Source organism: Paenibacillus sp. FSL H7-0442 (genome assembly GCF_038593105.1).
Taxonomy (GTDB): Bacteria; Bacillota; Bacilli; order Paenibacillales; family Paenibacillaceae; genus Paenibacillus; species Paenibacillus polymyxa_D.
In genome coordinates, this window is record NZ_CP151963.1 from 1540401 (window position 1) to 1564415 (window position 24015).

General features: G+C 49.0%; 19 protein-coding genes. All 19 read left to right on the plus strand.

The genetic code is table 11. From position 1 onward, the window contains the following. The first annotated feature begins 15 nt into the window (after nt 1-15). The 19 genes from MHH57_RS06995 to MHH57_RS07085 all read left to right on the plus strand — a co-directional run bounded on the left by MHH57_RS06995 (nt 16) and on the right by MHH57_RS07085 (nt 23991). Nucleotides 16-507, plus strand: coding sequence for an 8-oxo-dGTP diphosphatase (locus MHH57_RS06995; protein WP_069012034.1), 492 nt, complete (start codon nt 16-18; stop codon nt 505-507). Between the two features lie 139 nt (nt 508-646). Beyond that, nucleotides 647-1255 (plus strand): phosphotransferase, encoded by a 609-nt coding sequence (locus MHH57_RS07000; RefSeq protein ID WP_342434980.1) that lies wholly within the window; start codon nt 647-649, stop codon nt 1253-1255. 47 nt (nt 1256-1302) lie between these two features. Beyond that, nucleotides 1303-1824 carry a GNAT family N-acetyltransferase gene (locus MHH57_RS07005; protein ID WP_341039104.1) on the plus strand — a complete coding sequence of 174 codons (522 nt, stop codon included), beginning with the start codon at nt 1303-1305 and terminating at the stop codon, nt 1822-1824. A gap of 28 nt (nt 1825-1852) precedes the next feature. Next, entirely contained in the window at nt 1853-2302 is a 450-nt protein-coding gene (locus MHH57_RS07010) for a hypothetical protein (protein WP_342434981.1), read from the plus strand. A 189-nt stretch (nt 2303-2491) separates the two neighbouring features. Continuing rightward, a complete protein-coding gene (locus MHH57_RS07015; protein WP_103047635.1) occupies nt 2492-3526 on the plus strand; it encodes an NAD(P)/FAD-dependent oxidoreductase in 1035 nt (344 codons plus the stop codon). A gap of 147 nt (nt 3527-3673) precedes the next feature. Then, the gene (locus MHH57_RS07020) at nt 3674-4357 is read left to right on the plus strand and encodes an HD domain-containing protein (protein ID WP_029516427.1); all 684 of its coding nucleotides are present in this window, start codon (nt 3674-3676) and stop codon (nt 4355-4357) included. A 164-nt stretch (nt 4358-4521) separates the two neighbouring features. Further along, on the plus strand, nt 4522-5502 hold the full coding sequence (locus tag MHH57_RS07025) for an ABC transporter substrate-binding protein (protein ID WP_029516428.1): 981 nt from the start codon (nt 4522-4524) through the stop codon (nt 5500-5502). Between the two features lie 10 nt (nt 5503-5512). Beyond that, nucleotides 5513-6520 (plus strand): iron ABC transporter permease, encoded by a 1008-nt coding sequence (locus tag MHH57_RS07030; RefSeq protein WP_039269698.1) that lies wholly within the window; start codon nt 5513-5515, stop codon nt 6518-6520. Beyond that, entirely contained in the window at nt 6513-7535 is a 1023-nt protein-coding gene (locus MHH57_RS07035) for an iron ABC transporter permease (protein ID WP_029516431.1), read from the plus strand. Before MHH57_RS07030 ends, MHH57_RS07035 begins: the two co-directional genes overlap by 8 nt. 118 nt (nt 7536-7653) lie before the next feature. Then, the gene (locus MHH57_RS07040; RefSeq protein WP_340933886.1) at nt 7654-8424 is read left to right on the plus strand and encodes an alpha/beta hydrolase-fold protein; all 771 of its coding nucleotides are present in this window, start codon (nt 7654-7656) and stop codon (nt 8422-8424) included. A gap of 317 nt (nt 8425-8741) precedes the next feature. After that, entirely contained in the window at nt 8742-9527 is a 786-nt protein-coding gene (locus tag MHH57_RS07045; protein ID WP_322251360.1) for a 2,3-dihydro-2,3-dihydroxybenzoate dehydrogenase, read from the plus strand. 77 nt (nt 9528-9604) lie between these two features. Further along, nucleotides 9605-10891 carry an isochorismate synthase DhbC gene (gene dhbC / locus MHH57_RS07050; RefSeq protein WP_341039107.1) on the plus strand — a complete coding sequence of 429 codons (1287 nt, stop codon included), beginning with the start codon at nt 9605-9607 and terminating at the stop codon, nt 10889-10891. 33 nt (nt 10892-10924) lie between these two features. Then, nucleotides 10925-12577, plus strand: coding sequence for a (2,3-dihydroxybenzoyl)adenylate synthase (locus MHH57_RS07055; protein WP_342435165.1), 1653 nt, complete (start codon nt 10925-10927; stop codon nt 12575-12577). 44 nt (nt 12578-12621) lie between these two features. Then, nucleotides 12622-13671 (plus strand): isochorismatase family protein, encoded by a 1050-nt coding sequence (locus tag MHH57_RS07060; RefSeq protein ID WP_341071815.1) that lies wholly within the window; start codon nt 12622-12624, stop codon nt 13669-13671. A gap of 14 nt (nt 13672-13685) precedes the next feature. Then, nucleotides 13686-21158, plus strand: a complete 7473-nt coding sequence (locus MHH57_RS07065; protein ID WP_342434982.1) for an amino acid adenylation domain-containing protein — start codon at nt 13686-13688, stop codon at nt 21156-21158. Beyond that, nucleotides 21155-21373 (plus strand): MbtH family NRPS accessory protein, encoded by a 219-nt coding sequence (locus tag MHH57_RS07070; protein ID WP_029516437.1) that lies wholly within the window; start codon nt 21155-21157, stop codon nt 21371-21373. The genes MHH57_RS07065 and MHH57_RS07070 overlap by 4 nt, the downstream gene beginning before the upstream one ends. Nucleotides 21374-21674: 301 nt before the next feature. Further along, entirely contained in the window at nt 21675-22736 is a 1062-nt protein-coding gene (locus MHH57_RS07075) for an SPFH domain-containing protein (RefSeq protein ID WP_029516438.1), read from the plus strand. Further along, complete coding sequence (locus MHH57_RS07080; protein ID WP_029516439.1) at nt 22733-23734, plus strand: sugar kinase; 1002 nt, start codon at nt 22733-22735, stop codon at nt 23732-23734. Before MHH57_RS07075 ends, MHH57_RS07080 begins: the two co-directional genes overlap by 4 nt. Nucleotides 23735-23811: 77 nt before the next feature. Then, nucleotides 23812-23991 (plus strand): hypothetical protein, encoded by a 180-nt coding sequence (locus MHH57_RS07085; protein WP_013309345.1) that lies wholly within the window; start codon nt 23812-23814, stop codon nt 23989-23991. The last annotated feature ends 24 nt before the right edge of the window (nt 23992-24015 follow it).

Here is a 24015-nt window from a genome sequence, read left to right on the forward strand (position 1 = left end):
TGAATAAAGAAAGGTATGATCGGATTGACAACAGAAGTGACACACAAAATATATACCATGTGTATGATTCAGGACGGAAGTAAGGTATTGCTTATGAATAGACCCAATCGAAAGGGGTTTCCGGGTTATATTGCTCCAGGAGGAAAAGTAGAGTTTCCAGAAAGCATTGTGAATGGGGCCATTCGTGAAGTAAGGGAAGAAACAGGCTTAACCGTTACGAAAATCGTATTTAAAGGAATCGACGAATATTGTGACCCAAGCCAAGGGCTGAGATATATGGTCTTTAACTATTTGGCTACAGCCACTGAAGGTGAACTATTAAAAAATCCCCCCGAGGGAGAACTGCTGTGGGTGGATATGAAAGAAGCGCTAAATCTGCCGATGCAGGATTGGTTTAAGCGGAGATTTCCATTGTTTTTTGAGCCAGGAACGTTTGAAGTTAGTTCCGTGTGGCTGGCGGATACAGATGAAACTCTGGAAGCAACGATTAAGAGCTATGGTGTATAGAGATGACGACGACCATATATTTCTCATCTAATCGGCTAGGCGAGGTAACAATTGAACAAGTGCAAAGGATGCTGAATCGTTTTGATTTGGGACGTTTGCTGTCTTATAAGCAAAGCTGACCTCGCTGGATAAACAGCAAATGGTTGAAATGCTTGCTACTGTTTTGTTAGAGCTTCATAGATGGAAGGTTAAGAACAGTGGAGAGCTGGATACAACAACTCTAGGCATTCGTCCTTTTGAAGTCTCTTATCGAGTATGGTTGTATGGACGAATTCGCTATTGGCTAGAGGATGCCAAAAAATACTCGAACATTTCTGTACAGGATATGGAATGGGTAGAGGAAATATTGGAAGGCTCCCGTCAAGCATTCGATCAGCTGGAAGCTGCCACTTTCGTGATGGGGGATTTTAAACCGCAAAATTTCCTTGTGCAGAATGGGAATAAGGGCTGGGGAGTCAGTGGTCTTTTTGATTTTACGACAGCCTATTTTGGGGATGGGGTTGCAGATCTTCCGAAAATAACCACCATGTATCTGGAGAACGGCGAAGAAGAATTGGCAAAAGGTTTTCTTACTGCCTACGCACAAGGGATGGAAGCTAAAGAAGGATTTACTGAGCGTTTCCGGGTGCATATGCTGCATCAGCAGGTTCTAAACTGGGGATGTGCCAAAGCGATGAAGCAAATCACTTGGGATGATAAGCTCTCTTTTGCAGATTGGGCGCAAAAATTCATGGATATTGAGGTATAAAGCAATAGCAGACAAATTGAGTGTTTAAAGAGGAGGTAGTGAGTGGGATGCAGACCGTCAGATTGGTAAAGCCGGATCAGGACTGGAAGGAAGCTTATCTTTCATTTTATGAGGAATGGAAACAGAGTCAGGAGCATATGGTACCTTGGGTGATCTCTGTAGAGCCGTACGATTTTGAAGGTATGCTGACGTTTTTAAGTAATCAGGAAAATGGAATGAACCTGTCTGAAGGCTGGGTCAAAAGCTCCACATACTGGCTTGTGAATGCGAATGAACAGGTTGTGGGAGCGGTGAATATCAGGCATGTCCTTAACGAACACCTAATGAATGCCGGAGGTCATATCGGTTACGGTATCCGTCCTTCTGCACGAGGGAACAGGTACGCTGTTACAATGCTGGCCTTGGCGCTGGAAAAAGCAAAAGAGCTGGGGATTTCCCGAGTCCTGGTCGTATGCGACTCCGATAATATTTCCTCCAAAAAAACAATCATACAAAACGGCGGAATGCCGGACAAGGATTACATAGAGGAAGACGGAAACCGTGTAAACCGGTTTTGGATCGAATTGTGAGTGAGAAAGAGAGGAACGCGAGAAGCTCATGAAATTATGGCCTGAATATGCGCAAAACATCATTGTTGGTGTTATTTTTGAAGGAAAATGGAATTGGTATGTGACGGAAAGAGAATATTGGTTTTTGAATACCGAGATGGAGGAACGGTTTGGTATCCCTATTTTGGATGAAACCACAGCAGGAGCATTTTTAGATCACATCTGTGAATATAAGGTGGCTACAGGGGAGCTAACTTCAATGCTCCAGTTGCTGGATGATGCTATTCAGCATCAGGATGAAGTGCTGGAGTTTTATCCTGCTCTGTATGTTAACTTTGATGAGAAAGTTCTCTATTCGCTATTTCCTGAGCCAGCTTCGTTTGAACACTATGTCCCAGTGGGGTGGAAAGGAGAATATCAAAACTTTATGAACGAGGTACCTTCATCTGAACAGTATTGGATGATCGATGGAAGTAACTTTTTTGAAACATTCACTTGATAGAACGAAAGAGGAAATGAATATATGGATGCTTCCATGCATGAGTAGCTATATTAACCCATAAGATGTAGTTCTAAGGTCACGAAAACCTCTCCAAGGGCCATGTTTTTATTTCCTAATTGATATTGATAATTATTATCACTTATAATAAAAGCAGACATATTACGCTATGATAGGGAGAGTTGCAGAGTGACAGTGTCCTTGGAATTATATGATGTAACGATCATCGGCGGTGGTCCTGCCGGTATGTATACCGCATTTTACAGTGGAATGAGAGATATGAAGACCAAGCTGATCGAAGCCAAGCATGAGTTGGGCGGACGGATGCGCATATACCCAGAGAAGATGATATGGGATGTCGGAGGGGTTACCCCGGTTTTATGTGAAAAGCTGATTGATCAGCTGGAGCAGCAAGCGCGGACGTTCGAGCCTACCATTGTGCTGGGGCAGCAGATCACTGGTTTGGATCGGCAAGAGGATGGCACGTTCCTGCTAACTTCTGCCACAGGGGAACAGCATTGGACACGCACGATCGTTCTGGCAGTAGGCTATGGTATTCTCAAAATGGCTAAGCTGGAGATTGAGGGGGCGGACCGCTATGAGGTTACGAACCTGCATTATACTGTACAAGAGCTAGAGCCATTTCGGGGCAAGCACGTCCTGATTTCCGGTGGGGGCGACTCAGCAGTGGATTGGGCGAATGAGCTGGAGTCTATTGCGGCGAGTGTGACCGTCGTACATCGTCGGGATCACTTTGGTGGACATGAGAAAAATGTAGCGCGTATGAAATCATCTTCGGTCCGTGTTCTCACGCCATACGCGGTGAGTCAGCTACATAGCAACAATGGAGAGACGATTGAACAGGTAACGATCAGTCATGTAGATACGGACGAAATACAGGTGCTGAATGTCGATGCAGTCATCGTAAATCATGGACTAAAATCCGATTTCGGTCCGCTTCGGGATTGGGGACTGGATATGGGGGAGTGGCATGCCCGAGTGAGCGAAAAGCTGGAAACGAATCTGCCGGGGATTTTCGCGGCAGGCGATTTTGTCGAGTACGGAAGTAAGCTGTATCTGATTGCCGGTGCGTTCACAGATGCCGCCCTTGCGCTGAACAGCGCGAAGCTGTATATTGATCCGGCAGCTGACAAAGCGGCATATGTTTCTTCTCATAACAGCCGCTTTAAGGAGAAGAACCGCGAGCTTGGTGTCGTGGAGTAGAGTAAGATACGGAATTAAGTTATATAGGATTAGAGATAGGGTAGGGAAAATGTAAAAGAACTTCCGCGACTACGATTGATGTGGTTTGCATTAAAAAATCAAACGAACCTACCTATAGAAAGTATGGACTGGATTGAAAGGTGACATATGAAGAGACGAACGGAGCAACAGGAAGCGATTTGTGCAGATATTATTCAAAAGGCAGAGCCCTTTGTACAGCAACAGTTGGAGCATGATCATAGTGGTCACGATTGGTGGCATATAGACCGGGTGAGAAAGCTGTCTCTTAAAATTGCTGCCAAAGAGGGCGCAGATTCGTTTATTTGTGAACTGGCAGCACTGCTGCATGATGTAGCGGATGAAAAATTAAATGATTCCAAACAAGCCGGGCTGGATAAAGTAGAGCAGTGGCTGCTTCTGCATGTAAGTGATCTGGATATAATCGCGCACGTGATGACTATTATTGCTACGATGTCCTACAATGGTGGACAAAACCCGCCCATGGAGACGCTGGAGGGTCAAGTTGTGCAGGATGCGGATCGGTTAGATGCTCTTGGAGCAATTGGGATTGCAAGAACCTTTATGTATGCAGGCTCAAAAGGCAGTATGATGCATCACCCGGATAAAGATTTTTCACAGCATGAGTATCGTGCCGCAGGTAAAAGTGCCATATACCATTTTTACGAAAAGCTGCTCAAGCTCCAGGATTTAATGAATACCACTTATGCCCGAGAGCTGGCGGAGGTTCGGCATCAATGGATGGAGCTGTACCTGGAGCAGTTCTATAGAGAATGGAATGTGGATGATGTTCAGCAGAGAGAGGAAGGCTGATGCTTCTTAGATGCAGTGATTCCAAGGAAAAAAGCTCACCTTTTTAATAAATATTAGAAAAAATATTGCAATGCACTGATTTCTCTCCTACTATTGATAATAGTTATCATTGATAATGATAACTATTATCTGTAATCAAGCAGTAGAGGGGAGCCATTCAGGTTATGAAGAAGTTTGCAGTAGGGGTGTGTACTTTATTATCGGCAAGTTTGTTGTTGACAGCGTGTGGTGGAAAAGTGCAGGAGGTGGATAGCTCGGCTCAAACGAATTCCAATGCATCGACACAGACGTCAGTTTCCGACGGAGAAAGTGCCAAGACGATTACATATCTAGATAAGACTTATAAGCTGACCAAGACGGATCATATTATTGTAGCAAGTCTGGAAGCGATGGAAGATGCGGCTGTCCTGGGAGTAAAGCCGACTGGGGCGGTTACTTCGGGAGGAAAATTCCCCGAATACATGGAAAAAGCGATGGAAGGAGCCGCAGATGTTGGTGACCGAATGCAGCCTAGTGCTGAAACGATCCTGAAACTGAAGGCAGATGTGATTCTTGGGAGCTCCAAATTTCGACCTGCGGTGGCAGAACAGCTGGGGAAGGTCGCTACATTGATTCCAGTATCTCATATTTCAACGAACTGGGAAGCGAACCTGCTCATGTTGGGGCAACTTACGGGCAAAGAGGCGAAGGCGAAAGAGATACTGAACAAGTACAAGCGAGATGCTCAGGCGGCCCAACAGAAGCTCAAGCCATTATGGGAAAACAAAAAGGTGCTTATGGTACGGATTCGTACAGGTAATCTGTATGTATATCCTGCAGATGTATATTTCAATCCTTCGCTATATGTTGATCTGGGAGCTAAGGTACCGGAAGAGTTAAATACAGTAAAGGCACAAGAGGCAGTTTCTTTGGAGAAGTTGGCTGATATGAACCCTGATTATCTGTTCGTGCAATTCTCAGAAGGAGAGAACAAGGATCAGCCGCAGGCATTAGCAGATCTGGAGAAAAATCCGATTTGGAGCAGTATCAGCGCCGTAAAGAATGGGAAAACCTTCGTCAACATCGTAGATCCCAATGCTCAAGGCGGTACTTCATGGAGCAAACTAGCCTTTTTGGAAGCGGTTATGAACCGACTTTCGCAGTAAAGGTAGGAACATGGGAAAAAAATTAATCTCTCCTTACCTTATCATCTTCGTCTCTCCCTTGTTTATCGTGTTAACGTTACTGCTGTCTGTGATGTACGGAGCCAAGACGATAGAATGGGAGACGGTAATTGCTACCTTTTTCCATTTTGATGCTGGGAATGTAGATCATCAGGTCGTATTAAACTCTCGTCTGCCTAGAGCGGTCGGCTCTATATTGATTGGTGCTTTTCTCGCGATTTCAGGAGCCATTATGCAGGGAATGACGCGGAATTTCTTGGCTTCACCCTCCATTATGGGCGTGTCAGATGGAGCGGCATTTGTGATCACCTTAATGATGATCCTCGCGCCGAACTCCACTTCGATGGGGCTGATCGGCAGTTCTTTTGTAGGATCGGCTCTTGGGGTAGCTATTGTATTCGGTTTAGCCTGGATGATTCCCGGGGGTCTTGCTCCGGTTCGTATGGCCATTTTGGGAACAATCATCGGCACGTTTTTAAGCAGCCTGTCGGCCGTTCTTTCCATTTATTTTAATGTATCGCAAAATGTAAGCTTCTGGTTTAACGCACGACTGCATCAGATGGATCCCGGGATGATCCAATTGGCAATTCCCTTTGCTCTTGTGGCAGTTGTGGGGGCGATGCTGCTGGCCAAGCCAATAACACTACTGTCGCTAGGCGACGACGTGGCCACAGGCCTGGGACAGCGGTCATTACCGGTCAAGCTGGGGGCGATGCTCTGTGTAGCATTGCTGACGGGTGTTTCTGTTGCGCTGGCAGGAAAAATTGCTTTTGTTGGCTTATTGATTCCGCACATCACCCGATATTTAATCGGAGTAGATTACCGTTGGGTCATTCCATGCTCTGGTTTGATCGGTGGCGTTTTTTTGGGTATGTCTGATGTGTTGAGCCGTTTTCTAAATTATCCGTTTGAAACGCCTATTGGTGTGGTTACCTCAGTCATTGGCATCCCTTTCTTTCTGTACTTAATACGTAGAAAAGGAGGGGGAGAGCATGCGTAAAATCAGTGCAAAACGCCTGTGGCTCGTACTTTTAAGCGTGGCTGCGCTCATTTTAGCAGCCTCCTATATTAGTCTGACCCATGGGGAGTTTGACATGACTCTGCAGGAAGTGGTTCAGACGTTGTTCCGTATTCATCCTACTCCGCAGTTGGATTTGGTAATTTTTGATTTTCGGCTACCTCGTATTGTAATTGCAGCCTTGGTCGGTCTGGGGCTGGGGATTGCTGGGGCGGCGGTACAGGGAGTTACACGGAATGGCTTGGCTGATCCCGGCATTTTGGGCATTAATGCAGGGGCGGGGGCAGCCATCGTCATATTTATGTTCTTTTACCAAGGACAGATGGAAACGACAGGCTGGACTGCGGCGTTGGCTATGCCCTTTTTTGGCTTGATTGGAGGATTGATGGCTGCACTGCTGATCTATTTGTTTGCATGGAAAGCAGGACGCCTGGATCCGCAGCGGCTGCTTCTCGTAGGTATCGCTATTGGCTCTGGCTTCGGTTCCTTAAGCTTATATCTATCGCTGAAAATGAAAGCCTCGGATTTCGAGATGGCGACAGTATGGATGTCGGGCAGTATTTGGAGTGCGGATTGGAAGCTGGTTGCCGCCGTAATTCCGTGGCTTGTCATTTTGATCCCTGTTATTTGGTTGAAATCGTATGTTCTGGATCTATTTCAATTGCATGAACATACAGCTAAAAGTCTCGGCGTTGCGACCGAAAAGGAAAAGTCTATTCTTCTGCTGTCCAGCATTGGACTGGTGAGTGCCTGTGTGTCTGTTTCAGGAGGAATAGGCTTTGTAGGATTATTGTCCCCTCATATCGCCAGAAGATTGGTTGGCCTTCATCATCGTCTTGTGATTCCCGTATGCGGCATGGTGGGTATGGTGCTGGTACTGTTGTCTGATTTTGTTGCCAAAACGGTGGTTGCGCCTGCGGAAATTCCCGTTGGGCTGATTATTGCGGTGATCGGGGTCCCTTATTTTGTAGTCTTGCTCATGAAAAAAACGGCCTAATTGAATTGAAATTGAGGTTCTATAGGAGGTTATTCCCGTGAAAGACCTATTTACGCATGTTCATCGTTCCAGTGATGCACATGGAGCTGTGTACGTTCCTCGAAGCCAGCATCGAGTGATGTATTCACAGGCTGAAAACCGTGAGTATCATATTTATATTGCCATCCCTGCTGAGGAACCTCCTGTATCCGGATATCCAATTATTTATGTACTGGATGCCAATTCTGTTTTTGGAACCATGGTGGAAGCGGTGCGTGTTCAGGGCAGACGACCCGACAAAACGGGGGTTGTCCCAGCTATCATTGTAGGAATAGGCTACCCAACAGAGGCTCCGTTCCATCCTTCTCGATATTACGATCTTACACTACCAAGAACGGCAGTAGAGCTTCCTGTAAAACCAAATGGAGAAGCACCTATTGAAAGCGGGGGAGCCGAGCATTTCCTGTCATTTATTGAAGATGAGCTAAAGCCTGAAATGGAGCATGATTTTCACATTGATCGCAGCCGACAAACGATCTTCGGTCATTCATTAGGGGGCCTGTTCGTATTACATACCCTGTTTACAAGACCCGGCTCTTTTCAGGTCTATGTGGCGGGAAGTCCCTCTATTCACTGGGGCGGGAGGGCCATTATGGAGGAAGAGAAACACTTTTTAGCCTCCACAGCTCAGGAACAACGGAACAAAAGGCTGTTGATTGCGGTGGGTGAGCTGGAAGCAGGACATTCAAGTGGTATGCAGGAAAAGGCCAGGGAGCTTGCCGAGCGTTTAACAAATGTGAATGATTCGGGCTTGCATGTAGAATTCCGTGAATTTGCAGATGAAGGCCATATATCCGTGTTGCCAGTACTGGTGAGCAGAGCCGTTCGTTTTGCTTCGGTTTGTCACTAAAACTATAAAAAGAACCAAAAAATGAAGATATCTAAAGGGATATAGAGTATAAAAAGGGATAAAATTCAAAAAAACCTCTCCGATGCTACCAGGAGAGGTTTTTTTGAATTGATAATTTTCTTAAATGTACAAATATGGACTAAAACAGACGATTTTCAACATTGACTGTAATTGATGGTTTAGTTATCATATTTTGTAACTCTTAATTGATAATGATTATCATTATTAGTTATTTAAATTCAAAATGAATGATGATTACAGTAGAAACTGGGCATTAAACTGCTTCTTTTGATTTCGCTGGAAAGGGTGGAATGAACATGAGTGATGACGGAATACAGGGGAAGGTAGCTCTGGTTACAGGTGCTGCCCAAGGTATCGGTGCTGCTGTGGCGCGTTCTCTGGCCGAATTGGGAGCAATCATTGCCGCTGTAGACCGAAACGCAGAAGGTGTGAGCAGGCTGGTAGACGAGCTGGTGCGTGACGGCTATCGTGCAACGGCTTTTCCTGTCGATATCAGCCATCGTGCGGCTGTCGACGAGATGGTAGAGCAGATTGAGCATCATCTCGGACCAGTTGGCATTTTGGTGAATGTTGCGGGTGTGCTACGAATTGGGCTAGTAGACACGCTCCGTGACAGTGACTGGACGGAAACCTTTGCTGTAAACACAAACGGTGTCTTTTACATATCCCGGGCTGTGGTGAAGCATATGATTCCCCGGAAATCGGGTTCGATTGTCACGGTGGGTTCCAATGCGGGAGCTGTACCTCGTATGTATATGGCAGCTTATGCAGCTTCAAAGGCCGCTTCGGCGATGTTTACTAAATGCTTGGGATTGGAGGTTGCCTGCCATCATATTCGCTGTAATGTGGTGTCCCCAGGTTCTACGGAGACAGAAATGCAGTGGTCCCTGTGGTCTGATGAAAGTGGGGCACAAGCAGCTATTGACGGATCGCCGAACGCTTACAAGGTCGGCATTCCACTGCGAAGGTTGGCTGATCCGGCAGATATCGCGGATGCTGTTGTTTTTCTTGCTTCGGACAAGTCACGCCATATAACGATGCATGATTTGCGCATTGATGGTGGCGCTACGTTAGGTGTCTGAGTGGAATGCAGCGGTCTTGTATGGGAATAGGTAATGGCAATCGTGACAGAAAACAATGGAATAGGAGGCAATAACGTATGAAATCCAATACTGCGCTTGAAGTGCAAGCGACTCACTTGCTAAAAGATTACAAGCCAGGCTCTTCCTTCTTTTTTGCGTCACCCACCCGGACTTTACTGGCCCAAGGTACGTTGGGGGCATTGCCGCATGGGGAGGCAAGCGATACGGAGGGCGGATTGACCGGGCGTGTAGCCACGTTGCTCGAGAGTGTGCGTCAGTCCCACGGTGGACATCCGATTGTGGTGGGAGCTATTCCCTTTGATGCTTCACGGGCTGCACAGCTTCTGGTTCCGGCAGAGACTCGATGGGCGGGGCCGCTTCATTCTCACTCTACGAACTGGCACTCCGAGAATGGGAAAGCTGCCGATTCAGCGAATGCTGCCAGCCGTGTGAACCCGACAAAGCTTGGGCAGGCTCCGGACTACGGTATTCGTTCCGTGCCCGAACCGTCGGAGTTTGTACAGGGGGTGGAACAGGCCCTGAAATATATTGCGTCCGGGGAGCTGAACAAAATCGTGCTCTCCAGAACACTACAGCTGGATACTTCGGAACAAGTAGACGTTCCAAGTTATTTGCATAATTTAGCCAGACATAATACCAAAGGCTATACCTTCGCTGTTGATTTACCCGCTTTGGAGGCGGAAGAAGCAGGCTCGGACGGGGCTGTTGTCGGTGTGGAACAGCGAACGCTGATTGGAGCTAGCCCCGAGCTGCTCGTTTCCCGAGAGGGGCTGCATCTGACGGTTAATCCGCTGGCTGGCTCTGCACCTCGCAGTGATGATCCTGTCGAAGATAAGCTGCGGGCTGCGGCATTGCTGGAATCAGTCAAGGACCGGCATGAGCACGCGGTAGTCGTTGAAGCGGTGGCCTTGGCACTCAGACCGCTATGCCGGAGACTGGATGTGCCGCAGGAGCCTTCGCTGATACAAACAGAGACGATGTGGCATCTTTCGACTGAAATTACGGGGGAATTAGTGGATTTGACGGTTTCATCTTTGGCCGTTGCCCTGGCGCTGCATCCTACGCCAGCCGTATGCGGTTCGCCTACAGAGCAGGCCAAAAAGGTTATCCGAGATATCGAATCGTTTGATCGGGGCTTTTACACGGGAATTGTTGGATGGTGTGATGCAGCAGGAGATGGAGAATGGGTGATTACGATCCGTTGTGCAGAAGCTGCAAAGCATTCCTTGCGTTTGTTTGCAGGGGCAGGCATTGTGGCGGCTTCAAACCCGGAAGACGAACTGGCGGAAACAGCAGCCAAGTTTGGAACCATGCTTCAGGCATTGGGACTGAAGCATGAATAACGAGAACGGTACAGAAAGAGGAGGAATATCATGATGTTGCCCGGATGCCCTACATGGCCGCAGGAATTTGCCGAGCGTTACCGGAAGGCAGGCTACTGGGAGGGAGTGACCTTTGGAGAAATGTTGCGGGAGCGTGCAGTATCGCAAGGTGACCGGACGGCAGTGACGGACGGCCAAACAAGTACAAGCTACCGTGAATTGGACGAAAAAGCAGATCGTCTGGCAGCCGGATTTTACCAATTGGGAATTAGACCGACGGATCGGGTCATCGTTCAGTTGCCAAATGTCACGGAGTTTTTTGATGTATGCTTTGCGCTGTTCAGATTGGGTGCGTTACCCATATTCTCGCTTCCGGCTCATCGAAGTAGCGAGATTGCCTATTTCGGTGAATTTTCCGAGGCGGTCGCTTATATCATTCCAGATGTATATTCGGGCTTTGACTATCGTGGACTAGCTAGAGAGGTACAAGCCAGAGTGGCAACCCTGCGTCATGTCATTGTTGTGGGCAAGCCGCAGGAATTTACGGCTCTATCCGGATTGTATATCCAACATGATCAGTCGTTACCCCAGGTGCTTGCAGGGGATATTGCCTTTCTCCAGCTTTCCGGTGGGAGTACAGGCTTGCCCAAGCTAATTCCAAGGACACACGATGATTATATTTACAGTCTGCGGGGCAGTGTTGAAATATGCGGTCTGGATGAAGATAGCGTGTATTTAGCTGCGCTTCCCATGGCTCACAATTACCCGCTCAGTTCTCCGGGTGTCTTCGGAGCCTTATATGCGGGAGCTAAAATTGTACTTGCGCCTACGCCGAGTCCAGATGATGCCTTTCCATTGATTGAACAGGAGCAGGTGACGATTACTGCTTTGGTCCCGCCGCTTGCGCTGGTATGGCTTGATAGTGCTTCGTCGAGAACCTGTGATTTGTCCAGTCTTCAGGTGCTTCAAGTAGGGGGAGCCAAATTCAATGAGGAGGCTGCTCGTCGCATAAAGCCGGAACTTGGGTGTACCCTGCAACAGGTGTTTGGTATGGCGGAGGGGCTGGTCAATTATACCAGACTGGATGATCCGGAGGATATCATTGTAGCAACTCAGGGACGTCCCATTTCAATCGACGATGAAATTAAAATATTGGATGATGAGGACAAAGAAGTGGCACCGGGAGAAGTAGGCCATTTGCTTACACGCGGACCTTACACGATTCGGGGTTATTATAAGGCGGATCAGCATAATGCAAGAGCATTTACGCGGGATGGATTTTATCGTACGGGCGATTTGGTGAGGTTGAGTCCCGATGGCAATGTGATTGTGGAAGGCCGAGCGAAGGATCAAATTAACCGGGGCGGAGAAAAGGTGGCGGCTGAGGAGATTGAAAATCATTTGCTGGCCCATCCCGGTGTGCATGATGCAGCGATTGTAGCCATGCCTGACGAATATTTGGGTGAACGTTCCTGTGCTTTTATTATCCCGTATGAGATGGTACCGACCGTAACGGAGTTGAAGAAATTTCTGCGTGAACGTGGTTTGGCGGCTTACAAAATTCCTGACAGAATTGAGTTTATAACAGCGTTTCCACAGACCAGTGTAGGCAAGGTTAGTAAAAAAGCATTGCGGGAAATGATTACACAGCAGCTAGCATCTGCACCTGAACCGCATGGAGACATAACGATGAGCAAGAACACATAACGCAAGACAGATACTCGTAATGAAAAATGAAAGGAAGCGATATGATGGCTATTCCTCCAATTTCAGCTTATCCGATGCCGAGTGCTTCGGATATGCCCCAAAATAAAGTGGCATGGCGGCCTGATCCCAGACGTGCAGTGCTATTGATTCATGATATGCAGCAATATTTTGTTACCGCTTTTGAGGCTGGGCAATCTCCGGTCAAGGAGTTGATCGCTAACATCCAGTTGTTGAAAAGCCACTGCCAGCAGCTTGGGATACCTGTAATCTATTCGGCGCAGCCGGGAGGTCAGGCTCCGGAGAAAAGGGGGCTACAGCAGGATTTTTGGGGCAAGGGGATGGATGATGGACCTGTTCAAAAGGAGATTGTGAACGAGCTTGCCCCTTCGGATCAGGATATGGTTATGACGAAATGGAGGTATAGCGCATTTCAAAAAACCAATTTAGACGATATATTGCGGCAATATCATCGCGATCAGATCATGATTACCGGTATTTACGCACATATTGGCTGTCTAATGACCGCGACCGAGGCATTTATGAAGGATATACAGCCTTTTTTTGTAGCTGACGCCTTGGGGGACTTTTCACTGGAATACCACAAAATGGCCCTGACTTACGCTGCTGAGCGTTGCGCGGTTACGATGCTGACTGTCCCCTTGATTGACGAGTTGGAGACTACGAAGGGGGCAGCAACGGAAGGTACTCAGGTGCAAAGTGTAAATATGGCTACAGCTCAGACAGGCATAGCTGACCAGAAGCCTGGTGAAAGAGAAAGCGAGGCAAAGACTTTAGATTCAGCAATGGCTGAAAAGGAAGTGCCTGCGGCTCCGCAGTTAACTGAACAATTGGTACGTGAGCAGGTCGCAGGACTGCTGCAGGAATCAGCGGAAGGATTGGCTGCCCACGATAATCTGATGGATAGGGGACTGGATTCGATTCGTATGATGAGTCTTGTGGAAAAATGGCGCCGCTACGGGGCAAGGGTGACGTTCGTGGAGTTGGCTGAACGTCCGACACTTGCTGATTGGTGGAAGCTATTGTCTTCGCGAACTAGGCAGTCAATGCCTAATTTAGACTATTTTTCCCTTTAAAGGAGGGTTTATGTATGCTCAAGCATCAGGCTATTCGTCTTCCTTTGTCGGGAGCGCAAGCGGGCATTTGGTTTGCCCAACAGATGGATTTGCAAAATCCGGCCTATAATACCGGTGAATACGTTGAAATTCACGGGCCGGTCGATCCCATTTGCTTTAAGGAAGCACTTCGCCGCACGATGGCAGAGGCTGAATCACTGCATTTGCGGTTCGGAGAGGATGAGGATGGACCCTGGCAGATGATTATGCCTTCGGGGGAATGGACGCTGCACCAAATCGATGTAAGCGCAGCTCCTGACCCTCGTAAAGTTGCTGAAGTCTGGATGAGGGATGATTTGCTGAAGCCGATTGATCTTACCCAAGGGCCACTGTTTACACAGGCATTGTTTCGGGTAGGTCATCATCAATTTTTCTGGTATCAGCGTGTTCATCATATTGCATTGGATGGCTTTGGCTTTTCGCTCATAGCGCAGCGGGTGGCTCAACTGTACACATCTTTGGCGGAAGGACGCTTGGACGAAGAGGGCTGCTTTCCGCGGTTTAGTCAACTATTGGAGGAAGATTCGATCTATCGCGCCTCGGAGAAGTTTGGGCAGGAGCGTGAATTTTGGATCAAACGCTTTGCCGATGGGTTCGAGGTGGCCAGTTTGGGAGACCATGCGACGAGAAACTCCGGGCATGTAGCTTCGAAAGAAGCGATGGCTGGAGGTTTCGTACGCGTTACAGCCCATGTCACCTCTGCGGAGCGTGAACGTCTTCAGATGGCTGCGGAACGTCTCAACGTGAGCTGGCCGGATGTATTTTTGGCGGCAATGGCTATTTATATTCACCGGTTCACAGGTGCACAAGACGTTATACTTGGCTTGCCAATGATGAACCGATTAGGCTCAGCCTCGCTCCGTGTGCCGGGTATGGTGATGAATTTGTTGCCGCTGCGTTTGTCGATTCAGCCAGGAATGAAGGTAGCCACATTGCTCCGTCAATTGGTACAGGAGCTGGGTGAGATACGGCGTCATGCAAAATACAGGCATGAGGAGCTACGGCGTGATCTGCGCTTGCTTAGTGAAAACAGGAGATTGTTTGGTCCATTGGTCAATATTATGCCATTTGACTATGAGCTGAATTTTAACGGTTCTCGCGGAATTACACATAACCTGTCGGCAGGCCCGGTTGATGATCTGTCCTTGAATGTGTATGACAGGTCGGACGGATCTGGATTGCGCATAGATTGGGATGCCAACCCTGCTATGTATAGCAAACGGGAAATAGAAGAGCATCAACAGCGTTTCTTGCAGTTGCTTACAAAGGTCGCAGCTTCGGAACCAGAACAGCCGATTGGACAAATCGACCTCCTGCTGCCTGCGGAGCGTCAGCTTATATTGAAGGGCTGGAATCGTTCTTCCAGTCCGATGCCAGTCGCTTCCTTACAGGAAATGCTCCAGCTACAGGCGGAACTTAGACCTGATGCTGTAGCTGTGGAATGTGACAACGACATGGTAATTAGCTATAAGGAGCTGAATAAGCGGGCGAACCGATTGTCCCATTGGCTGATTGCTCATGGGACAGGACCTGAGCAGATCGTTGCCCTGATGCTCCCTCGCTCCGTCAACATGGTTATAGGGATGCTGGCTGTGCTTAAAACGGGCGCGGCTTATGTTCCACTGGACCCTGATTATCCGCAGGATCGTGTTGCTTATGTGCTGGAGCATGCGTCTCCGGTCTGCATTTTAACCAATGCCCAGGTAGCGGACCGCATTCCGGCAGACATTTCTGTGCCACGTATGTTTTTGGATGGAGGAAGCGGCCAAGGGGATTCGGCGGCTGTTTTGAACGGACATAATCATGAACTATCAGCCTACCCGGATACGAATCCTACGGATCGTGAACGTGTTCAGCCTTTATCCACGGACCATCCTGCGTATATTATTTATACCTCTGGCTCAACGGGCAAGCCGAAGGGAGTCGTTATTACTTTCAAGAGCCTGACAAATTTTTTGCTTGCCATGCAGGATCAATTCACGTTGTGTGAGCAGGATCGACTGCTGGCAGTTACGACGATATCCTTTGATATCTCCGGACTGGAAATCTATTTGCCCTTGTTGAATGGTGCGCAACTGATTATTGCCCGGAAGGAAACCGTTCAGGAGCCGTCTGCTTTGGCCGAACTGATTAACCGTTCACAGCCTACCCTGATGCAGGCGACGCCTACGCTGTGGCATGTGCTGGCAACAGAACATGCAGAGGCTATTCGGGGTTTGCGGGTGCTGGTTGGAGGCGAGGCTCTTCCAGAGGAATTGCTGCATGCACTCCAGCGTCTGGATTGCCGCATTACGAATCTGTACGGTCCCACCGAAACGACGATTTGGTCTACTGCAGCTTCCATCGAAAAAGGGGACACGGGAACACCGGCTATCGGCAGACCTATCCGCAATACGCAAGTGTACGTGCTTGACGGTAGTCTTCAGGCAGTTCCGGCAGGGGTCACAGGGGACCTGTACATTGCCGGGGATGGGTTGGCTCGGGGATATTATGGGCGCCCGGATTTGACAGCGGAGCGTTTTGTAGCCAATCCGTTTGGCCCTCCGGGGAGCCGCATGTATCGAACTGGAGATTTGGCCCGCTGGAGATTGGATGGATCTCTTGAATACGGGGGGCGTGCGGACCACCAGATTAAAATTCGCGGCTTCCGCGTAGAACTGGGTGAAATTGAAGCCGTTTTGGCGCGGCATTCCGATGTAGCCCAGGTTTCTGTGATTGTCCGTGAGGACCGAGAGGGCGATCAGCGGCTGGTTGCCTATATCGTACCGATCGCTGCCGCAGCAACGCCGGTGCTTACCGGAGCTGAGACAGAGACTATTCAGCAGGAGCCGGGTAGGTCATCGGGACAAAGTGAGCAATCCGAACAAAAAGCGCCTGCCGAACCTTTTGGATATCAAAGTATAAGAGGGGACTTGGGCTCATCGCCTCATCGTTTGCATTCACTGGCGTTACGTGAATATGCCGCTGCGAGTCTGCCCGATTATATGGTACCTTCAGCGTTTGTGATGCTGGGGGCCTTGCCGCTCATGCCTAATGGGAAGCTGGACCGTAAGGCATTGCCTGCTCCTGTTATGGATAAGATTCTCCACGTCCGTACTCCCAGAACACCACAGGAAGCCATGTTGTGTGACCTGTTCGCAGAAGTGCTGGCACTACCGATAGTCGGTATTGATGACAGTTTCTTTGATCTGGGCGGTCACTCGCTACTTGGCGCACGCTTGATGGCAAGAATCCGGGAGGTATTCGGGGTAGAACTGAATATAGGCCGCCTGTTTGAAACTCCTACGGTTGCCAGTTTTGCGGAACGACTGGACCAAGGGCAGAGCTTAAGGCCCTCATTGCTTCCGGCCGTACGTCCACAACGAATTCCTCTCTCCTTCGCCCAGAGCCGATTATGGTTCCTGCATCGGATGGAGGGACCAAGCCCTACATATAATATCCCACTCGTTATCCGTATGTCGGGGGATGTAAATGTGGAGGCACTTCAAGCTGCCTTAGGAGACATCGTGGCCCGCCATGAGACGCTGCGTACGATTTTTCCAGATGTGCAAGGTGTAGCGCAGCAGGTCATTCTGGAAATGCAGCAAGCTTGGCCTGTACTCCGTGTGACGAAAATTTGTGAGGCAGAGCTGCCACACATGCTTGCTGAAGGGTCACGTTACTGCTTTGATCTTGCAGTGGAGCCGGCTTTGCGAACCGAACTGTTCACGCTGTCTGCTGACCAGCATGTGCTGCTTATGACGTTGCACCATATTGTCGGAGATGGCTGGTCGCTGAATGCACTCACACGTGATTTGGCAACAGCCTATGCTGCGCACATCGACCGTAATGCACATGCGGAACAATCCGCACATCCTGAAAGCATGGCACCGGTGTTGCCGATGCTGCCTGTACAATATGCGGATTATGCGCTATGGCAGCAGGATCTGCTTGGAAGGGAGAACGAGGCTGGCAGCCTGATGAACAAGCAGCTTGCTTATTGGCACGACGCATTGAAAGGTCTACCGGATCAAATAGATCTGCCTACAGACTATCCACGCCCTTCCGAGGCCAGCTACCGGGGAGATACCGTTGTATTGCGTATCGCTCCCGAATTGCATGAGCAGTTGCTGCGTTTGGCTCGTGAAAGTCGGGCCAGCCTGTTTATGGTGGTGCAGGCCGGGTTGGCCGCATTGCTAACCCGATTGGGTGCAGGGACGGATATCCCGGTGGGCAGTCCGATAGCGGGACGTAACGCAGAGGGACTGGATCATCTCGTGGGCTTGTTTATCAACACGCTGGTGCTTCGTATCAACACATTGGGCGACCCTACTTTCCGTGAGCTGTTGGAACGGGTCCGTCGTACTTGTCTGGATGCGTATGAACATCAGGATGTACCCTTCGAGCGGCTTGTAGAGATGCTGAACCCTACACGTTCCAGATCGAGACATCCATTGTTTCAAGTTATGCTTGCTTTACAAAACACCCCTGATCCCGAATTGCTGTTGCCCGGTGTGGAAACTCAACTGCAATTGGCCAGTGTGGGTGCAGCGAAATTTGATCTGACGGTGGAGCTGCGCGAGTGTCGGACCGCAGACGGGCGACCTGATGGAATCGAGGGATGGATCGAATACAATACCGATTTATTTAAAAGAGAAACGATAGAAGCTATGAAGGTACGGCTGGAACGGCTATTAGTGGCCGCGGTGGCTAATACAGAACAACCGATAGGGGCCCTGGATATTTTGGGACCCGAGGAACGACACGAAATTCTCGTGAAGTGGAACGGTGACACGAACGCGAGCACTTGTCCTAACCAAGCGTCTACCTCGAGCTTGCCTGTTTTATTCGAACAACAGGCTGCCCGTACCCCGGGAGCTGTTGCAGTTTCATACGAAGGCAACCAGCTAAGTTATGAGGAATTGAACGCGCGTGCCAATCGACTGGCGCATCTGCTGATAGCGCGTGGTGCAGGTCCAGATCGCATTGTGGCGCTGGCGCTTCCTCGGTCACTGGATATGGTTATTGCATTGCTGGCTGTGCTTAAATCGGGAGCCGCCTACTTGCCGCTAGATCCTGATTATCCGGCAGATCGTCTCGCATATATGCTAGAGGATGCTTCACCTGCTCTGATGATTACCAGCATTCACGTGACAATATCCTCAATTCCGGTAACAAGCACGGTATTCCCGGTTGTACTGGAGGATCCTCAGACAAATAAGGAGCTGAAGTCATATCCCGACCGGAACCCGGTGGATGCAGACCGTCTGATGCCTTTGTTGCCGCTTCATCCTGCTTATATTATTTATACGTCCGGTTCTACCGGAAAACCAAAGGGAGTAGTTATTCCTCATCAAAATATCGCGCGTTTGTTTGATTCGACGCAGCCTTGGTTTCATTTTGGTCCATCGGATGTATGGACTCTGTTCCACTCCTATGCGTTTGATTTTTCAGTATGGGAAATTTGGGGACCGTTGCTGCATGGAGGCCGTCTTGTCATTGTGCCGTATACTGTCAGTCGTTCTCCGGAGCAATTCCTGCAATTGCTGGTGAACGAGAGCGTAACGGTGCTCAATCAGACACCTTCGGCATTTTATCAACTGATGCAGGCTGATCTTGAACAGCCTGTCCTTTCACAAAAGCTGGCGTTGCGTTATGTCGTATTTGGTGGTGAGGCTCTGGAACTGGGCCGGCTGCCTGCATGGTATGAGCGTCATGCAGACGATGCTCCTACCTTGGTGAATATGTATGGGATTACGGAGACAACTGTACATGTCAGCTATATTGCGTTGGACCGTGATATGGTGGCTGAAAAAGCAAACAGTCTGATTGGGCGTCCCATCTCTGATCTGCAAGTGTATGTGCTGGATGATCGACTTCAGCCTGTCCCGCCGGGTGTAACGGGTGATTTATATGTCGCCGGTGCTGGATTGGCACAAGGCTATTTGGGAAAACCCGCTTTAACGGCAGAGCGTTTTGTAGCCGATCCGTATGGTTTGCCGGGGAGCCGGATGTATCGGACAGGTGATTTGGCCCGCTGGCGGTCTGACGGCTCGCTGGAGTATGCCGGACGTGCTGACCAGCAGGTCAAAATACGTGGTTTTCGCATGGAGCCGGGAGAAATTGAAGCGGTGCTGGTTCGGCATGATGATGTGGCTCAGGCAGCGGTCATTGTCCGCGAAGATCAGCCGGGGGACAAACGACTCGTCGCCTATATTGTTCCTGTACCTGGCGGTGAACCGCAAGCGTCCAGACTCCGACTGCATGCAGGAGTCAGCTTGCCTGATTATATGATACCGTCAGCTTTTGTCACGGTATCCGATCTCCCGCTTACACCTAATGGCAAGCTGGATCGTAAAGCATTACCTGCTCCCATGCAGATGGCTGCGGGTGGAGGAAGGGGACCGCGAACGCCACAGGAGGAAATCCTGTGTGATTTGTTTGCCGAGACGCTTGGCATGGAGCGAATCGGTATAGATGATGGCTTTTTTGATCTGGGCGGTCATTCATTGCTGGCTGTGAAGCTGATTAGTAGAATCCGCGAGGCATTGGGTATCGAGTTGGGCATTGGCAACCTTTTTGGAACGCCAACAGTGGCTGGCCTAGCCGAGCAGTTGAACGTAGGTGCCAGTCAAGGGGCTTTGGACGTTTTGCTGCCTTTGCGGGCAAGTGGATTGCAAGCTCCGTTGTTCTGTGTACACCCGGCAGGCGGATTAAGCTGGTGTTATGCGGGCTTGATCCAGTCCATGGGCAAGGATTATCCGATTTATGGCTTACAGGCTCGCGGGATCGCCCAACAGGAGGAATTGCCGCAGACGCTGGATGATATGGCAGCCGATTATATTCGTCATATTCGCACAATTCAGCCCACAGGACCGTATCATCTGTTGGGGTGGTCTTTGGGAGGGAATGTAGCTCATGCAATAGCGACACAGCTTCAATACGAAGGAGAGACAATTGCGATTCTGACCATGCTGGATTCCTACCCAAGCAACCATTTGCCGCTGCGGGGAGGACCAGATGAGGAGGAAGCGTTAATCGCTCTGTTGGCTCTGGGGGGTTATGACCCGGATAGTCTGAATGATGAGCCTTTGCGGCTTTCCACCGCCCTGCATATCTTACGAAGCGATGGTAGCGCCTTGGCCAGCCTCAGCGAGGAGACGATTTTAAACCTCAAGGATACTTATGTAAATTCTGTGCGTATCTTGGGGGAGTACGTTCCGAGACGGTACAAAGGTGATATATTATTTTTCCGATCTACAATTATCCCAGATTGGTTTGAGCCAATTGCTCCGGAAACCTGGCTTCCCTATATTGATGGACAGCTAGAGCAGCATGAACTGGATTGCCGTCATAAGGATCTGTGCCAGCCGGGACCCTTGGCTCATATTGGAAAACTGATGGCAGCAAAACTATACAGGCTTTCTAAATCAATACATCACAATCGCAAGGAGGAAAACAAACCATGATTAATCCTTTTGAGCAGAATGAAGGTGGTTATTTAGTGCTGATGAATGGAGAAGGACAGTATTCACTCTGGCCTGATTTCCAGCATGTACCGACTGGATGGGAGGTCGTTCACCCGACAGACAGCCGTGAGGCATGTATGAATTATATCAGCACACATTGGACAGATATGAGGCCGGATTCCTTGCATCCCAAGGCCGATGCAGTGCGTCGCTAATCGGGGAGTCATCATATCTTTATACAACTATACAACTGTTGCTCATATATGACCCATGAAATGATGACAAATGTAACGCCTTTTGATGATACCATACAATTTTTCGTGATCTTTAAAGTTTCATAGGAAGGCAGAGAACGAATTAGGCTGTTTCCTCTAACCGAGCGTATCGGAGGGGAAACGGCCTTTGTTTTTTATAAATGTCATATTGATATTATCGGGAACATGTGTTATTTTATTGTTAATAACAAAATGATAATAACAAAATAATATAAATTGTAAAGAAAGCGGGGAAGCAGCTATGTTTGGATTTAATTTTGTTAAATTTCAGCCCAGTGAATATGTGATGAAGGTGAAAAACGGGAAGGTGGTTCGGGAGGGTGTTGGATTATCCTTTTATTACTACGCCCCGACCACCTCGGTTGTTGTCGTGCCCGTCTCTTCTATTGATGCGCCGTTCATGTTTGAGGACATGACAAATGATTTTCAGGCGGTGACGGTACAGGGGCAACTGACTTATCGAATTGTGGATTATCGGAGAACGACGCAGATTTTAAACTATACGTATGACTTGAAGGAACGACGTTACATTTCGGATGATCCAAGCAAGCTGGCCCAACGGGTGATTAACATTGCCAAGGTGCTTACCAAAAAGTATTTGGAGCGTGTCCCGCTCAAAGAAGCTGTTCAGTCCAGTGAACGTCTGGCCCAAAACATGACAAAGGATATTGCTCAGCATACGGAAATGGAAAAGCTCGGCATTGAGGTTATGGGGCTGTCGATTTTGGCGATTCTACCTAATAAGGAGACGATGAGAGCGCTGGAGGCTCAAGCGAGGGAAGAGATTCTTCGCAACGCGGATCATGCTTTGTATGAGCGTCGTAATGCATCTATTGAGCAAGAGCGGCGTGTGAAGGAAAACGAGCTGAACACTGAGATTGCAGTGGAGACGAAAAAAAGGCAGATCCGTGAAACTCAACTTGATGCCGAGCGTTCCGTAAAGCAAAAGCAAAGTGAGATGAAAGAGGAGCAGCTACGATTTGACACGGCCTTGGAGGAGAAAAAACGCGAGCTGATTGAGCTGACCGTAACGAATAAAAAGGCAGAAGCCGATGCCAAGGCCTATGAGCTGACAGCCGTCATGAAATCGTTGCAGGATGTTGAACCGAACGTACTTCAAGCTATGGCTAACATGGATATGAGCCCGGATAAACTAATTGCGATTGCATTCCAGGAGCTTGCAGAAAATGCAGGGAAAATCGGTCAGCTGAATATTACGCCGGATCTGCTGCAAGGTCTCATGTCAGATACGGGAGCAAGCGGATCAGGAGGATCGAGAGGGTCTGGAGGAAGAACACGATGAGCGGCCGAATGACAGAGCAGAAGATCATTTTGGTGAAGCGTAAAACGCGACTGGAGGAACTGATTGTCCGATACAATACGGTGCAGCAGGCTCGCTTCTTTATGGAACGGCTGGGTGCGGATTTCAGTGATTATGTGCTGGAGGACGAAAATTACCGCAGGGCGGTGGCAACGGCAACGTCGGAGTTAACGGCCTTGGGTCGTGTTCAGATTGTGGAGCGGGAGCATGTGCCGAACTTTATTTTTGGTGAGCAGGATACAGTGGTGGTGCTGGGTCAGGATGGGCTGGTAGCCAACACCTTAAAATATTTGACCGAGCAGCCGCTTATCGGCGTGAATCCAGATCCATTGCGCTGGGACGGGGTATTGCTGCCGTTTACCGTATCCGACCTGCGCTGGGTAGTGCCGGATGTATTCGTGCACAGACGGCCAATTAAGGAAGTTACGCTGGCTAAGGCCCGATTAAATGATGGCCAATCCTTGTATGCTGTAAATGATTTGTTCATTGGACGCAAAACTCATGTTTCCGCGAGATATGAGCTAAGGCTGGAGGATCAAGTAGAGCAGCAATCCTCCAGCGGCATTATCGTTTCAACCGGATTGGGAGCGACAGGCTGGCTGACCAGCGTACTGGCTGGAGCGGCCGGAATTGTCGGCAGTGCTACACGGCATCCAATCTCGCTGACTCCAAGCCAGCTGATGCCAGGTACAGCCTTCAGTCAGGAAGGGACAGCAGACGGAATGAGTCATGATCATCGTGCAACCTGGAGTTCGCCATCGCTTTATTTTACGGTGAGAGAACCATTCCCCAGCCGAACGACTGCTGCGGATCTCGTGTTTGGTCAGGTAGCAGCCGAAAAACCGTTACGGATTGCATCGCAGATGCCGGAAAACGGAGTTATTTTCAGTGATGGAGTAGAAAGTGACTTTCTGGAGTTTAATGCTGGCATTGAGGCGATCATTGAACCCGCGGAGAAAAAAGGGCATCTGGTCGTGTAGAGGTTTGTACAGGACGGCAATGGGTAATTATGAGTAAGGTACAACCATCAGATGAAATTAAAAAAGGAGGAATCAACATGAGCGACCACACTCAAGACGAAGCGAAAATCCGCAACAAGAAGGACGAGGACGGAGATTCCTTGATGGAGAAAACGAAGCTGGAAAATGGCGTGGATATCGAGCCTGAGGCTGATGAATGGATTGCGAAGCCCTCACCAGTGTCATACGATGATACGAACTCCTCTTCGAAGAAATAAGGCTCTGGCATTCCAATAGAGCAG